The following is a 15,596-nucleotide window of genomic DNA, read 5'->3' as shown; positions in this document are numbered from 1 at the left end:
ATGATACGCACGGAAGAAATGCTATTAAATGTTGGCCCTCAGCATCCTAGTACACACGGAGTCTTTCGTCTTGTTCTGAAAATCGATGGAGAAATTATAACTGAAGCGACCCCTGTTATAGGTTATTTACATCGTGGAACAGAAAAGATAGCAGAGAACTTGCAGTACACGCAAATCATTCCTTACACTGATCGGTTAGATTATATCGCTGGTATGACTAATAACTATGTATTATGTCATGCGGTGGAAACGATGATGGGAGCAGAAATACCAGATCGTGCTGAATATTTACGCGTATTATCGATGGAACTTGGAAGAATATCGAGTCATTTAGTATGGTGGGGTACGTATTTATTAGACATTGGTGCCATAAGTCCATTTTTGTATGCGTTTCGTGAAAGGGAAATGATTCTTAATCTATTAAATGAACTGTCTGGAGCGCGTTTAACATTTAACTATATGCGTGTTGGTGGTGTGAAATGGGATGCACCAGATGGATGGATTGAGAAGGTTGGAGATTTCGTTCCGTATATGCGAGAACAGCTCGCTGGTTATCATGAACTGGTAACAGGTAACGAAATTTTCATGAATCGTATTAAAGGAGTAGGTGTGTATACGAAAGAAGATGCGCTGAATTACTCCCTAAGCGGTGCTAATTTAAGAAGTACAGGTGTGAAATGGGATCTTCGTAAGAATGAACCATATAGCATCTATGATCGTTTCACATTTGATGTACCTACTCGACAAGAAGGTGATGCTTGGGCTAGATACCACTGTCGTCTTGAAGAAATTGAAGAGTCACTGAAGATTATTGAACAAGCGGTTGAACAATTTCCAAGTGAAGGTGCCATAATGGGAAAAGTACCGAGGATTATTAAAGCGCCTGCTGGAGAAGCGATAGTTAGAATTGAATCTCCAAGAGGGGAAATAGGCTGTTATATTTCAAGCGATGGAAAAAAAGAGCCATATCGATTGAAATTCCGACGTCCGTCATTTTATAACCTTCAAATTTTGCCAAAATTATTGAAGGGAGAAAATATTGCAAACCTCATCGTGATTTTAGGGGCAATCGATATTGTTCTAGGGGAGGTAGATGGATAATGGTTGAAGATTTAATTCATTCTCCAGCGGGATTAATGAATTTTGGTATCTTTTTTCTATTAGCCACAGCGTTTTTACTCGTACTATTAGCCTTTGTAACATATGCTATTTTAGCGGAACGGAAAGTCATGGGATTTATGCAATTACGTTATGGTCCTAATCATGTTGGTGGAAGATGGGGCTTATTGCAAACAGTAGCAGATGTTTTAAAGCTTCTTCTTAAAGAAGATATTATTCCTAAAATGGCTGATCGACCATTGTTCATACTGGCACCGGTTATTGCGTTTACACCTGCTTTTATGGTGTTAGCAACAATCCCATTTACGGACAAATTCCAATTCGCAGATATTGGAATTGGCTTATTATACTATATTGCGATATCGGGTATTACAACAGTTGGTATAGTAGCTGGTGGATGGGCATCGAATAATAAGTATGCACTTCTCGGGGGAATGCGTGCTGCTGCGCAGATGATTTCATATGAAATTCCACTTGTTATGTCTGTTGTAGGTGTTATTTTGATTACTGGAAGCTTAAACTTAAACGACATTGTAGCAGCTCAAGAGAATTATTGGTTTATTGTTATGCAACCGCTGGCTTTTATTATTTTTATCATCGCTTCTGTTTCCGAATTGAACCGGACACCGTTCGATTTACCTGAAGCTGAATCAGAGCTAGTAGCTGGTTTTCATACAGAATATTCTGGTTTTCGATGGGCGTTCTTTATGTTAGCGGAGTATGTGTATTTATTCGCGATGGGTGCTTTAACAACCGTGTTATTTTTAGGTGGTTGGTTACCGTTATTTTCGTTTCTTGATTTCATCCCTGGAGCTGTTTGGTTTACGGTCAAATTTAGTGTTGTTATTTTTGTTTTAATCTGGATTCGTGCCTCGTTTCCACGTATGCGTGCTGACCAGTTGATGGAGTTTGGGTGGAAGGTATTGCTTCCATTAGCATTAGCTAATATCTTTATTACGGCCATTTTGAAAGAGTTGTTTTAAGTGAATAGTTCAGCTATACCGATAAGGGGTGCTAAAAATGCTTGGACTTGCTAAAGGTTTAAAATACACATTGAAGAACTTGTCACGGAAAAAAGTGACCTATGATTATCCGAATGAACCGTTACCTTTACCTGATCGCTATCGAGGGATTCAGAAGTTTTATCCTGAGAAATGTACAGTTTGTAATCAGTGTGCAAATATTTGTCCGACAGATTGTATTACGTTGTTTGGGAGTAAGCATCCTGATCCATCGAAGAAGGGGAAGGTTATTGAAACATTTGATATAAACTTTGAGATTTGTATTCTATGTGATTTGTGCACGGAGGTTTGCCCGACTGAAGCGATTATTATGTCGAATAATTTCGAGTTAGCCGAATTTAGTAGAGATCAATTATTTAAGAATCTTGAATGGTTAGATGAAAATGATACAAACCTCAGAAAGGAGAATAAGCCATGAACCTTTCTGGTGAAATGATTGCCTTTATCATGTTGGCACTTGTAGCTGTAATAGGAGGAATCCTGCTGCTGAATTTACAGAAAGTTGTGCATATGGTGATGGCGGTTGTATTTACATTTATTAGTATTGCAGGATTATATATTTTGCTCTCAGCTGAGTTTCTAGCAGCGGTTCAAATTTTAATTTATTCAGGCGCGATTACGATTATGATGCTCTTTGGTATTATGCTCACCAAACACAACGATCAAGAAGAAGAGAAGGGAAACCGTCTTCGAAAATGGTCTGTTTTACTTGGAATCGCAGGTTTTGCAGGAGCTGTATATGTTGGTATTTATAATCTTGATATACCAGTTGAAGTATCGAACTTACACGAAAACAATACAAAACAAATAGGGATCGAGCTTTTTTCGAAGTATGTCATTCCTTTTGAATTAGTTTCGGTCCTATTATTGGTTGCATTAATCGGGGCAGTCATCTTAGCAAAAAGAGATTCAAAAGAGGAGGCGGAGAAATAATGTCTACTATTCCTCTTTCTGCGTATTTAGTGCTAGCCCTTGTTCTGTTTTGCATAGGTCTATATGGTGCATTAACGAAAAAGAATATTGTAATAGTATTGCTTTGTATTGAAGTGATGTTAAATGCAGTTAATATCAATCTAGTCGCTTTCAGTAAGTTTGGGCTTACTCCATCTATCACTGGTCAAGTTTTCTCTTTGTTTACGATATCTGTTGCTGCTGCTGAAGTAGCTGTTGGATTGGCTATTTTGATTGCATTATATCGCAATAAAAAATCAGTAAATATACATGATATAGATTCAATGAAAAATTAGATTGTGTGAAGCTCATGTTAAAAGAAAAGACGTGCACAGTGTAAGTTAAAGAGCCTTTGCACGTTTAAGAAGGGGATTCTATACGATGGAGAATGCTTGGATTATACCGCTACTCCCGCTATTCTCATTCTTGTTCCTTCTTCTATTCGGTAAGAGATTAAGAGAATTAAGCGCTTATGTAGGTATTGCTCTTACGCTAGGTTCTTTGATCTATTCATTGTCGGTGCTCATTGAAAGATTATCAGAGCCCACTTATAAGGCCGAAGCCAATTGGCTAACAATAGGGGATGTGCAATTAACAGCGGGATTTGAAATTAATCAATTAAATGCATTAATGCTGGTGATTGTGTCACTTGTCAGCTTCCTTGTTCATACGTATTCGAAAGAATATATGCGTGGCGATGAGCGATTTTCTGTGTTTTATGCATATTTAGGTTTATTTACATTTGCGATGTTAGGATTGGTTATTTCACCAAATTTACTACAATTATATGTTTTTTGGGAGCTGGTTGGATTAGGTTCTTTCTTGCTAATTGGTTTTTACTTTTATAAGAAAGAAGCGAAAGCAGCTGCTAAGAAAGCATTTATTATGACAAGAATTGGTGATGTTGGTTTATTTATCGGGATGATGCTTCTATTCTGGGAAGTTGGTAGCTTTGAGTTTGATGTGATCTTTGAAGCCGTTGGCGCTGGCGTTGTTTCAGCGAGTATGATTACATTAACCGCTATTCTCATTTTTATTGGAGCTATGGGGAAATCAGGTCAGTTTCCTCTTCATTCATGGCTTCCAGATGCGATGGAAGGTCCAACTCCTGTTTCTGCTTTAATTCATGCTGCGACTATGGTAGCCGCTGGGGTATATCTTGTTGCAACAATGTTTCCGCTGTTTTCAGCAAGTGAAACAGCATTAACGACAGTAGCGGTAGTTGGAGGAATTACTGCGATATTTGCAGCTACAATAGGCGTTGTTCAGAAGGATATTAAGCGAATACTGGCTTATTCAACTGTGAGCCAGCTCGGTTATATGATGTTAGCTTTAGGATCAGCAGGTTATGTAGCAGGTGTATTTCATCTTATGACACATGCTTTCTTTAAAGCATTGCTCTTCTTAGCAGCTGGAAGTATTATTCATGCTGTTTCCACTCAAAACATTGATGAAATGGGTGGCTTATGGAAGAGACTCAAGTTCACAGGTGTTCTGTTTCTAATAGGGACGATGGCCATCTCGGGTGTTCCTTTCTTATCAGGTTTTTTCAGTAAAGATGAGATACTAATTGCTGCTTGGGCGCACGGTAATTATGTATTGTTTGCGATCGCTCTAATGGTTGCTTTCTTTACAGCTTTTTATATGTTCCGCTTATTCTTCTTAGTATTTGCTGGAGAATATAGAGGTAAAGCCAATCATATTCATGAATCGCCTACATTAATGGTATTTCCAATCGTTATTCTCGGAGCTTTAGCAATATTTAGTGGTTATGTAAATACACCATGGTTTGGACCATTTCTAGGCGATTGGCTCGTTGAAGGAAATGCAGCACTAGGGAGCAGTCATATTGAAGGTCCACCTTGGATCATGATTGCTGCAACAGTAATATCGTTCAGTGGGATATTACTGGCGTATTTAATTTACGTTAAGAAGAGTGTTAGTCGTGATGTATTTGGTGGAGAAGGATCGACGGCTTATAGCGTTTTATACAATAAGTACTATATTGATGAACTGTATAGCTATTCCATCATCCCGTTCACGAAAGGTATATCTTTATTCCTGTCTTTCGTTGATAAGTTTTTGATAGAAGGATTGATGAAACTTGTAGCTAGTACAATTGTAATGTTGGGGAAAATCGGTTCAAAATTTCAGTCAGGGCAAGTACAGCAGTATGGAGCTGTTGTTATAGTAGGGCTTGCTATAATTCTCGTAATCTATGCAATAACAGGGGGGATTTTATAGATGAGTACATGGATCTTACCTTTGTTGGTTTTCTCCCCGTTATTAGGTGTTTTATTGTTGTTATTTGTTAGCAAGCAGCAGGAACAGCTTATTAAGGTTATAGGTATCCTTGCGACATTACCAGCTTTATTGTTGAGTTTGTTTCTGTTCATGAAGGATCGTTCAGGCGCTGATCTTGACATATACAATGTCAGCTGGAAATGGTTTAACTTTGGGAACTTTGATAAGTTAGATCCGAATTTATTTGCAGTAGATTTTGAACTGGGAATTGACGGATTTTCTCTTGTTATGTTAGTACTCACTTCTATTCTGGCGACGTTATCAGCTATTGCTGCGCATTATATTAAGAAAGAATGGAAAGGGTATTTTCTGTTATTCTTCCTACTAGAAATCGGTATGCTTGGTGTATTTACAGCTGAGAATTTAATTTTATTCTTCTTGTTCCTTGAAATTACATTAGTTCCAATGTTCTTCTTAATCGGTAAATGGGGTTATGTCGAACGAGAGAAGGCTGCTTATAGTTTTCTTCTTTATAATGGCTTAGGATCTGCGGTGCTGCTTATTGTAATTATGATTTTGTTTGCAAAAACAGGGACGAGTAACATAGAAGTTCTACAACAAATTATTACGCAGGGCGGCGTTTCGCTGGTAGCTAATATTAGTCCTGAATTAAAGTATGGGCTTTTAATCGCTTTGATTGTTGGATTTGGTGTGAAGCTTCCAATTTTTCCATTGCATACTTGGATGCTTCGTGTGCACGTACAAGCACCGCCAGCGATTGTTATGCTTCATGCTGGCGTTCTATTGAAAATAGGTGCATATGGTTTAATTCGTATCGGAATGGGAATCTTCTCAGAACAATTTAATGAGCTAGCAATTTATATGGTTCTTCTCGGGATCGTAAATCTTTTATATGGTGCTTTTTTAGCGCTTATTCAGAGAGATTTCAAAATGGTGCTAGCCTATTCTTCCATTTCGCATATGGGAATTGTTTTAATCGGATTAGGGACGTTAAATGAAGCAGGAATTCAAGGTGCGATTTTTCAAGTGGTTTCCCATGGATTAATAGCAGCGCTACTGTTTTTCTTAGTTGGTTTGTTGTATGAGCGTGTAAAAACGTCACAGATTTATGATATTGGTGGACTTGCTAAAAGTATGCCGATTACAGCAGGGTTTTTATTGGCAGGGGGAATGGCATCCCTTGGTTTGCCAGGTATGTCTGGATTTATTAGTGAATTTATGGCGTTTCTTGGTTTGTTTAAAGAAGAGCCAATCCTCGGAGCAATTGGGGCAATTGGGTTAATTATTACAGCGGCTTATGTATTAAGAGCGGTTCTGGCAGTTACATATGGTGATACGCGAGGGGCAGCAAACAAAAAATTAGCTGATATTCATTCGCTTGAGTGGGCACCGGTATTAGTGTTAATGAGCTTAATTGTATTAATCGGCGTCTATCCGACCATCTTAGCAGAACCTCTTGATGAAACAATGAAAACTTTGTTAGGGATAGGGGGATGATGAACCATGGATTTAGAGACGCTTCTTTCCTATAATTGGGGAGTCATGATGCCGGAATTCATCATCCTTGGTGTTGCGACTTTACTATGCATCATTGATTTGTTCATGCCATCGAATGCAAGTCGAAGACCACTCGGTTGGGTAGCGATCAGTGGTGTATTACTTGCTATTTTCGCTCTAATTGGTTTGATTCCAATAGAAACAACTTCAATTTTATACGATACATTTAGACTCGATTCTTTCGCCAAAGCGTTTAAATTCATTTTATTGGTTGGTGCAGGTTTAGTCCTTTTATTAGCGGAGAGTTATAAGCCTGCAGAAGGAATGAAGGAAACAAGGGGAGAATTTTACTATTTATTTATGGCCGCCTTATTAGGAGCCATGGTAATGACATCTAGTGGTGATCTCATTACGATGTTTGTTGGTCTAGAATTACTGTCCATTTCATCTTATATTTTAGCAGGAATCCGCAGGGATCACTTACAGAGTAACGAGTCTGCGATGAAGTATGTTATTAATGGTGGTATTTCTACTGCGATAACCTTGTTTGGAATGAGTTATCTTTATGGATTAACCGGTACGACCAACATGAAAGAAATGGGTTTAATTATGTCACAAACGTTGGAAAATCAATATCTATATCTATATGGTATTGCTTTCTTCATGGTGTTAGTAGGTTTGTCTTTCAAAATTGCAGCGGCACCTTTCCATATGTGGGCACCAGATGTGTATCAAGGCGCACCAACACCCGTTACAGCCTTTTTAAGTACACTTTCGAAAACAGCTGGTTTTATTATCATTTTACGCCTGATCATTTACCTGTATATGAATATGTCAGGTGATGAAATTGGTGCCTTAGGATTTATTGAAAAGAATCGGATATTTATTAGTTGTTTGGCAGGTATTACCATGATTGTCGGTAATGTTATTGCAATAAAGCAAAAGAATATGAAGCGTCTTCTTGCTTATTCTAGTATCGCACATGCAGGGTATTTGTTAGTAGCGGTTGCGACATTTGGATATTTTACACCTAGTACAGTATGGTTTTATTTAGTAGCTTACTTATTTATGAGTTTAGGAGCTTTTGCGGTCATTCAATATATTTCTGACCGAACAGGCTCGGATGAGATTGCCGTTTTTGCTGGATTGTATAAACGAGCACCGATACTTGCAATCACAATGGGCATCTTTATATTATCGATGGCAGGTATTCCTGGTACAGCGGGATTCGTAGCTAAACTTAATATTTTCATGGGGACTTTCGCAGTCGATCCAAGTCATTATGTATTGGCTTCGATTTTAGTTGGAACAACTGTTATATCGTATTTTTATTATTTTGGTATAATGGTTCAAATATTTTTCCGCCCAATTGAAAATCAATCGGAAATGGCTAAAATCAAATTACCTGTAAGTATATGGATTGTTTTGATTGTCTGTGTAATCGGAACGATTGGATTAGGAATCGCTCCAAATACTGCGTTAGACTTTTTATATGGTAATTTCGGTGATTTCGAAGACTTTTTACAATAAGAGGTCAGAATTTAGGTGCCTATTTATCTAATTTTTTTGAAAAGAAATGGAAAATACATCTTTACAATCGATTTTGAACGTGATAATATAATTGACAATTAAAGTTAATGAATTGAGCGTTGATGAAGAGTAGTAACTGTAACAAATCACTTTAGAGAGCTGATGGTTGGTGAAAATCAGTGTGAGGGTTATAGCGAATGGACTTCTGAGCTACCAAACCGAAATTTTAATTTATGAAAGTGTAGGCTTTGGCGAACAGTCTCATCGTTACAAGAGACAGGTATTAAGGGCATGTAGTGTAGCTCTGATACTGATATGAGTGGCTGTAATTACAGCTAAAAAGGTGGCACCACGGGTTTCTCGTCCTTTATGGATGGGAGCCCTTTTTGTATTTTTAGGAAAAAATCAAATAACAATAATCGTTGAGTAAGAAGAGTAAATCTAATTTCGGAGCATTACAGAGAGTCGGGGATGGTGAGAGCCGATATGCAAGAGTAGATTGAATGGGCTTACGAGAGGCACGTTGAAATAACTAGTAGGCGTGCACGGCTTCCACCGTTAAAGGGATAGGATATATTATTGTATCTGAAAAAAGTGAAAGGAAGTTTTTTTTTCCTTTAACAGAGGTGGCACCACGGTTACTAATCGTCCTCTACAAGCTACGGCTTGTAGGGGATTTTTTTTATGCACTATAAATAAATGGGGTGTTAAATGTGAAGACGGCAAAGAAAAAGTTGTTTCGAATTCAAATGGAAGGCGATATTTATACGCCGATTGGTATTTTTCAAAGTTTGACTGGTAGTAAGAAATTTCTGTTGGAAAGTTCATTGAAACATGAACAGCATGGCCGATTTTCATTTATTGGTAGTACTCCATTTATGGAGCTTAAAGCAAATGGAGATCATTTGGTTGAACTAACGCCTGACGGAAATATCGAAGAGCGTTCGGGGCGATTCCTAGATGCGATGAAAGAATATCTTCCTACTGAAGTTGAGAAAAACATGCCATTTCCTTTCCTTGGAGGAGCGGTAGGTTTCGTAGGGTATGACTTGATTAGACAGTATGAAGATATTGGTCCAATGCTGCATGATGAAATGGAAATGCCTGAGGCACATTTAATGTTTTATCGTGAAGTTATTGTTTATGACCATATTAATCAGCAAATATCGATTGTAATGTTAGGAGAAGAAGACGAAGAAGAAGCATTTACAAAGCGAGCAAATAGTATCAAGTCAATGATCGAACAAGGACCGGCGGAAGTCACCACTTCGCAGCATGAAAAGAAGAAAATTGACTTTCAATCGAATATGACGAAGCAACATTTTCAAGATTTAGTACTGAAAGCAAAGGAGGAAATTGTGAAAGGTGAGATTTTTCAAGTGGTACTATCTCAACGTTTCTCAGCAGATTTCTCGGGAGATTCCTTTCAATTTTATCGTAGCTTGAGAAGACATAATCCTTCTCCTTATATGTTCTATATTGAATTTAGCGATTATCAAATCGTAGGTTCATCTCCTGAAAGTTTATTAAAAGGGGATGGAGTAAATGTCATCACAAATCCAATTGCAGGTACGAGAAAACGAGGTGTGACAGCGGAAGAAGATCAACAGTTAGAGATTGAGTTACTCCAAGATGAGAAGGAATTAGCGGAGCATCGTATGTTGGTTGATTTAGGGCGAAATGATCTTGGGCGAGTTTGTGAAATTGGAACTGTTACTCTAACGAAGTACATGTTGATTGAAAAATACAAACGTGTCATGCATATCGTTTCAGAAGTAACTGGTAAGAAGCTTTCAAGTGTATCGAATGCAGATGTATTGGCATCTTGTTTACCAGCTGGAACGGTATCAGGAGCACCGAAGATCAGAGCTATGAGCATTATTAATGAACTAGAAACGGTGAAGCGTAATGTTTACGCAGGAGCTGTTGGTTATTTTTCAGTACATGGTAGCTTTGATTTCGCGTTAGCGATTCGAACAATGGTTGTGAAAGATGGCAGAGCCCATATTCAAACAGGAGCTGGTATCGTCTATGATTCCGATCCAGAGATGGAATATCAGGAGGTATTTAATAAGGCGAGAGCATTGATGGAGGTGGAAATATGATTTTACTAATTGATAATTATGATTCCTTTACGTATAACTTGTATCAACAAATTGGTGAGTATTATTCAGATATAGTAGTTATACGAAATGATCGAATAACCGTTGATGAAGTAGAAGAAATGAAACCAGAGGCTATCATTTTATCTCCTGGACCTGGGCGACCAGAAGATGCCGGTATTTGTATGGAGGTAATTGAAAGATTATACAGCAGTATTCCGATTCTTGGCATATGTTTAGGTCATCAATCCATTGGAGCGGCATTTGGAGCGAAAATCATATCAGCAAAAAAAATTATGCATGGGAAGATGTCAGCAGTTTCACATAGCGGCATAGGTGTATTTGCAGGATTGCCACAGGATGTTGAAGTGATGCGTTATCATTCTTTAGCTGTTGATCGTTCATCATTACCAGATTGTTTATCGATTGAAGCGACAAGTGACGGTGAGTTAATGTCCATTGCACATAAAGAATATCCAGTGGTAGGTATTCAATTTCATCCTGAATCAATCGGAACAAAGGATGGTTCGATTATGATTAGGAGTTTTCTTCAACTGGCTGGTTGCTAAGTTGAAACGGTGAAATGAGTAGAGAAAGTTGAGATGAGAAGAGGAGGATAAGCAATGAAGCAATATTTACAAATGCTTATTAATAAAGAGTCGTTATCGCAGGAAGAAATGAAGGATGTTGCAGCAGCATTGTTCTGTGAAGATATATCAGATAGTGAGATGGCGGGATTCTTGATTGCTTTGAAGGCAAAAGGTGAGACTCCGGATGAAATCACAGGGCTAGTAGAAGTGCTTCGCCAACATGCATTACCTTTTGCAAACCAGTACCCTGGCGTAATGGATAATTGTGGAACAGGAGGAGACGGTTCGCAAAGCTTCAATATTAGTACAACGTCTGCTTTTGTTATTGCAGGTGCAGGTATTAAAGTAGCGAAGCATGGAAATCGAAGCGTGAGCAGTAAGACTGGAAGTGCAGATGTTCTTGAAATCCTTGGTGTGAATCTAGAACTCCCTGCTAGTTATTCTGAAGAATTATTACAGGAAATCGGCATTACGTTTTTATATGCTCCACATGTGCACCCTCATGTGAAACGCATTATGAAAGTGCGAAGAGAATTAAAGATTCCAACGATTTTTAATTTAATTGGCCCGTTAACGAACCCGGTGGAGCTGGAGTATCAATTATTAGGTTTATATGAGAGAAAATATGTAACGTTGTTTGCAGATGTACTAAGAAGGCTTGGGCGTAAACGAGCTGTGGTTGTAAATGGTGCGGGCTTCATGGATGAAGCATCATTGCAAGGAGAAAATCATGTAGCTGTTTTAGAGAATGGTCAAATTAGCAATCTTATTTTTACAGCGGAAGAAGCTGGGCTGCAATCTGCCTCTAATGATGAAATCAAAGGTGGAGATGCTCGAGATAATGCTGATATATTGCTAAATGTTCTGAAGGGTAAACAAGGTGCGCATCGAGATGCGGTCTTATTAAACGCAGGGCTAGGTATTTATGCTGGGGCTAAAGCAGCAACCGTTAAGGAAGGCGTAGAGATTGCCAAAGAAAGCGTCGATTCTGGGCGTGCGTACGCTACGTTACAATCACTAATTGAAAAAAGCCAAAAGCTGGAGGTAATGAGATGAATTCTATACTACAACGTATTCTAGATGAGAAGAAAAAGGAAGTTGAGAGATTGAAGCAAGAGAGCATTCCGGATGTATCGAGAACACCGCTTTCTTTAAAAGCTTCTATTAAAAAGAAAGCTCCTATTGGCATCATTGCTGAAATTAAGCGTCACTCACCATCGAAAGGTGCCTTGCATGAAAATGTTAATCCAGTTGAACAAGCGAAGCAATATGAACGTGCTGGTGCAGCAGCTATTTCAGTATTAACAGATGAGCCATTCTTTAAAGGTCGTTTTGCTGATTTAGAAGCTGTACGTGAAGCTGTAAATATTCCAATCTTATGTAAAGATTTTATTATTGATCCTATTCAAATTAAGAAAGCTAAATCCGTTGGTGCGGATGTGATTTTACTAATTGTGGCTGCATTGTCTCAAGCAAAGCTCCAAGCGCTATATATGGAAGCAAAGCAACAAGGGTTAGAAGTATTGGTGGAAGTTCATGATGAAGAAGAGTTACAACGAGCGGTAGAAATAGGTGCAGAGGTTATTGGGGTTAATAATCGAAATCTTTCGACTTTTGAAGTGAGCTTGGCAAATACAGAAAAAATGGCACAGAGTTCACTATTAACCAATCAATTGTTGATTAGTGAAAGTGGTATTGTGACACGTGAAGATGTGCGAGTAGTAAAACAGGTGGGTGCTAATGGAATTTTAGTAGGTGAAACGTTAATGAAGTCGTCGAATATAGCGAAAACGATGGCTGAATTATCTTTGCAAGAAACGGAATCAACTTTATGAAAGTGAAAATTTGTGGCTTAACCGATGTTGAGACGGCGTTGTACGCAGCGGAAATGGGAGCTGATGCAATCGGTTTTGTATTTGCTCCTAGCCGTCGCCGAATTACACCCCAGAAGGCAAAGGAGATTATAGCGAGATTGCCGGGGCATGTTGAAAAGGTAGGCGTTTTCGTAAATGAAGAACCCGAAGTTATTGAACAAATTGCTGCTACTTGTGGCTTAACGATCATTCAACTTCATGGAGAAGAAAGCAAAGAAGCATGTAAAGTTTATCATCTACCAGTCATTAAAGCAGTTGGTATTGGAAAAGAAGAGGATGTAGTGCAAGCAGAGCAATACGAAGTACCTTATCTGTTAGTGGATAGTCCAAAAGGCCAGCAATATCATGGCGGCAATGGAGAGACATTTGATTGGCAATTGCTACAATCGGTATCTTTAAATAATCATCGAGTCATTTTGGCAGGTGGCTTAACAGTAGAGAATGTTAGGAAAGCGATTGAAACGGTTCGACCGTATATGGTGGATGTTTCAAGTGGTGTTGAAACAAATGGAAAGAAAGATCGAGCGAAAATAAAACAATTCATACAAGTAGTAAAAGGAGTGGAGATACATTGACGTATACATTACCGAACGCAGAAGGTCGCTATGGTATATACGGAGGCCGTTTTATTCCAGAAACTTTAATGGAGGCTACTATTCAATTAGAGAAAGAATATAAAAAAGCGATGCAAGATGAAGAATTTCAAAAAGAGCTCAACTATTATTTGAAGCAATATGTTGGACGTGAAACACCTCTTTATTATGCAGAAGGTTTAACGAAATTGGCGGGTGGGCCCAAAATTTATTTAAAACGTGAAGATTTGAATCATACTGGTGCTCATAAAATTAATAACACAATCGGGCAAGCATTGCTTACAAAGCGAATGGGGAAAACAAAGGTTGTGGCTGAAACAGGTGCCGGTCAACATGGTGTAGCTACAGCAACAGTATGTGCTCTTTTAGGATTAGAATGTACGGTTTTCATGGGTGCTGAAGATGTGAAGCGACAAAAGCTTAATGTGTATCGCATGGAATTACTAGGGGCAAAAGTAGTTAGCGTAAATCAAGGCAGTTCTACATTAAAAGATGCTTGTAATGAAGCGTTGCGCTATTGGGTTGCTCATGTTGATGATACACATTATTTAATTGGGTCTGTACTTGGTCAGCATCCTTTCCCGCAAATAGTGCGTGATTTCCAAAGTGTGATTGGAAAGGAAACAAAAGCACAAATTCTTGAGCATGAAGGTGCTTTACCAGATGCTGTTGTTGCTTGTATAGGTGGCGGTTCGAATGCAATGGGGATGTTCTATCCATTTATAGAAGATGAAAGTGTTCGTCTATTTGGTGTAGAAGCAGCAGGGAAGGGTTTAGAGACTGAATTTCATGCTGCCTCTTTAACAAAAGGAAGAGTAGGGGTGTTACATGGCGCTAAAATGTATCTATTACAAGATGATTTCGGTCAAGTAACGGAAGCCCATTCTATTTCAGCTGGACTGGATTATCCAGGTATTGGTCCTGAACATTGTTACTTAAAGGATAGTGGACGAGTAACTTATACTTCAATTACCGATGATGAAGCATTAGAAGCATTGCAAATTCTATGTAGGATAGAAGGAATTATACCGGCATTAGAAAGTTCTCATGCTGTAGCGTATGCGTTGAAATTAGCAAAGGAAATGAAGCCGGAAGAAACACTTGTTATATGCTTATCAGGCAGAGGGGATAAAGATGTAGAGGCACTGCAAGTTCATTTAGGGGGAGAGAATCAATGAGTAGACAGCATTTAGAAGATGCAATTCAAACGGTCTTAAATCGAGGGAATAAATGTTTTGTGCCATATATTATGGCGGGTGATGGAGGTCTTGATCAACTTATACCTCGTTTGGAGTTTTTGCAAAATGCGGGTGCAACGATGATTGAAATTGGTATTCCATTCTCTGACCCAGCAGCGGACGGACCAGTGATTCAAGCGGCAGGTACAAGAGCGTTACAAGAAGGAACAACAATTCGAGGCATTTTAGAAACTTTAGAAAAGGTGCGAGAAACCGTTTCGATTCCTTTATTATTCATGACGTATTTAAATCCTCTAATGGCGGTTGGTTTGGATTATTTCGCAGAACAATGCGCAGCCATTGGTATTGATGCATGTATTATTCCTGATGTACCGTTAGAGGAAGAGCATGAAATTAAACCATACTTACAGAAACATAATATTGCGCTCATTCGTTTAGCAACTCTTACAAGTCCACCTGAGCGTTTAGAAGCCATCTCGAATGGAGCTGAAGGATTTTTATATGCAGTTACAGTTAAAGGGGTAACGGGAGTACGTCGTGAATTCGAGAATCAGGTGACATCTTATATGCAAGCATTGAAAAAAGTAAGTTCTGTTCCGGTTTTTGCTGGGTTTGGTATTTCGACGCCAGAACACGTGAAGACAATGAGTGAAGTTTGTGATGGTGTAATAGTAGGTAGCCAAATTGTAAGTGACCTTCATAATGGAAATGAAGAAGACATAATCTCGTTAATTCAATCAGCAAATAATTATTCTGCAACTAAATAGAAATATTGGATGAGGGGAGACTAATTTTGTGGTCTCTCTCTTTTTTTAGAGATAAGAAATTATATAATTTTTGTACGGTGTCTAGCT

The 15,596-nt window shown here is 38.5% G+C and carries 15 protein-coding genes and 2 other annotated features; all 15 genes read left to right on the top strand.

Annotated features, from left to right (window positions below):
* The 15 genes from V7014_RS16460 to trpA all read left to right on the top strand — a co-directional run bounded on the left by V7014_RS16460 (position 1) and on the right by trpA (position 15,509).
* A complete protein-coding gene (locus V7014_RS16460; protein WP_335508524.1) occupies positions 1–1,101 on the top strand; it encodes an NADH-quinone oxidoreductase subunit D in 1,101 nt (366 codons plus the stop codon).
* Positions 1,101–2,102, top strand: coding sequence for an NADH-quinone oxidoreductase subunit NuoH (gene nuoH / locus V7014_RS16455; RefSeq protein WP_335508523.1), 1,002 nt, complete (start codon positions 1,101–1,103; stop codon positions 2,100–2,102). The genes V7014_RS16460 and nuoH overlap by 1 nt, the downstream gene beginning before the upstream one ends.
* Before the next feature lie 37 nt (positions 2,103–2,139).
* Complete coding sequence (gene nuoI / locus V7014_RS16450) at positions 2,140–2,559, top strand: NADH-quinone oxidoreductase subunit NuoI (protein ID WP_335508522.1); 420 nt, start codon at positions 2,140–2,142, stop codon at positions 2,557–2,559.
* The gene (locus tag V7014_RS16445; RefSeq protein ID WP_335508521.1) at positions 2,556–3,074 is read left to right on the top strand and encodes an NADH-quinone oxidoreductase subunit J; all 519 of its coding nucleotides are present in this window, start codon (positions 2,556–2,558) and stop codon (positions 3,072–3,074) included. Before nuoI ends, V7014_RS16445 begins: the two co-directional genes overlap by 4 nt.
* Complete coding sequence (gene nuoK, locus V7014_RS16440) at positions 3,074–3,388, top strand: NADH-quinone oxidoreductase subunit NuoK (protein ID WP_335508520.1); 315 nt, start codon at positions 3,074–3,076, stop codon at positions 3,386–3,388. The genes V7014_RS16445 and nuoK overlap by 1 nt, the downstream gene beginning before the upstream one ends.
* Positions 3,389–3,473: 85 nt before the next feature.
* Positions 3,474–5,336 carry an NADH-quinone oxidoreductase subunit L gene (gene nuoL, locus V7014_RS16435; RefSeq protein ID WP_335508519.1) on the top strand — a complete coding sequence of 621 codons (1,863 nt, stop codon included), beginning with the start codon at positions 3,474–3,476 and terminating at the stop codon, positions 5,334–5,336.
* Positions 5,337–6,854: an NADH-quinone oxidoreductase subunit M gene (locus V7014_RS16430; RefSeq protein ID WP_335508518.1), complete on the top strand. Its 1,518-nt coding sequence runs from the start codon at positions 5,337–5,339 to the stop codon at positions 6,852–6,854. It abuts the gene before it with no gap.
* Between the two features lie 6 nt (positions 6,855–6,860).
* Positions 6,861–8,384, top strand: coding sequence for an NADH-quinone oxidoreductase subunit NuoN (nuoN, locus tag V7014_RS16425; protein ID WP_335508517.1), 1,524 nt, complete (start codon positions 6,861–6,863; stop codon positions 8,382–8,384).
* Positions 8,385–8,494: 110 nt separating this feature from the next.
* Positions 8,495–8,755 (top strand) — a binding site (T-box leader).
* 42 nt (positions 8,756–8,797) lie between these two features.
* Positions 8,798–9,040, top strand: a binding site (T-box leader).
* Between the two features lie 57 nt (positions 9,041–9,097).
* Entirely contained in the window at positions 9,098–10,489 is a 1,392-nt protein-coding gene (gene trpE, locus V7014_RS16420; protein WP_335508516.1) for an anthranilate synthase component I, read from the top strand.
* Positions 10,486–11,055 (top strand): anthranilate synthase component II, encoded by a 570-nt coding sequence (locus tag V7014_RS16415; RefSeq protein WP_335508515.1) that lies wholly within the window; start codon positions 10,486–10,488, stop codon positions 11,053–11,055. Before trpE ends, V7014_RS16415 begins: the two co-directional genes overlap by 4 nt.
* Before the next feature lie 54 nt (positions 11,056–11,109).
* Positions 11,110–12,132, top strand: coding sequence for an anthranilate phosphoribosyltransferase (gene trpD, locus V7014_RS16410; RefSeq protein ID WP_335508514.1), 1,023 nt, complete (start codon positions 11,110–11,112; stop codon positions 12,130–12,132).
* Entirely contained in the window at positions 12,129–12,911 is a 783-nt protein-coding gene (gene trpC / locus V7014_RS16405; protein WP_335508513.1) for an indole-3-glycerol phosphate synthase TrpC, read from the top strand. Before trpD ends, trpC begins: the two co-directional genes overlap by 4 nt.
* A complete protein-coding gene (locus V7014_RS16400) occupies positions 12,908–13,525 on the top strand; it encodes a phosphoribosylanthranilate isomerase (protein ID WP_335508512.1) in 618 nt (205 codons plus the stop codon). Before trpC ends, V7014_RS16400 begins: the two co-directional genes overlap by 4 nt.
* The gene (gene trpB, locus V7014_RS16395; protein ID WP_335508511.1) at positions 13,522–14,721 is read left to right on the top strand and encodes a tryptophan synthase subunit beta; all 1,200 of its coding nucleotides are present in this window, start codon (positions 13,522–13,524) and stop codon (positions 14,719–14,721) included. Before V7014_RS16400 ends, trpB begins: the two co-directional genes overlap by 4 nt.
* Positions 14,718–15,509 carry a tryptophan synthase subunit alpha gene (trpA, locus tag V7014_RS16390; protein WP_335508510.1) on the top strand — a complete coding sequence of 264 codons (792 nt, stop codon included), beginning with the start codon at positions 14,718–14,720 and terminating at the stop codon, positions 15,507–15,509. Before trpB ends, trpA begins: the two co-directional genes overlap by 4 nt.
* Positions 15,510–15,596 lie beyond the last annotated feature (87 nt).

This window comes from Bacillus sp. JJ722 (assembly GCF_036963345.1).
Taxonomy (GTDB): domain Bacteria; phylum Bacillota; class Bacilli; order Bacillales; family DSM-1321; genus Bacillus_AD.
Note: the sequence above shows the minus strand (reverse complement) of the source record. Positions and strands in the feature narration are given on the sequence as shown.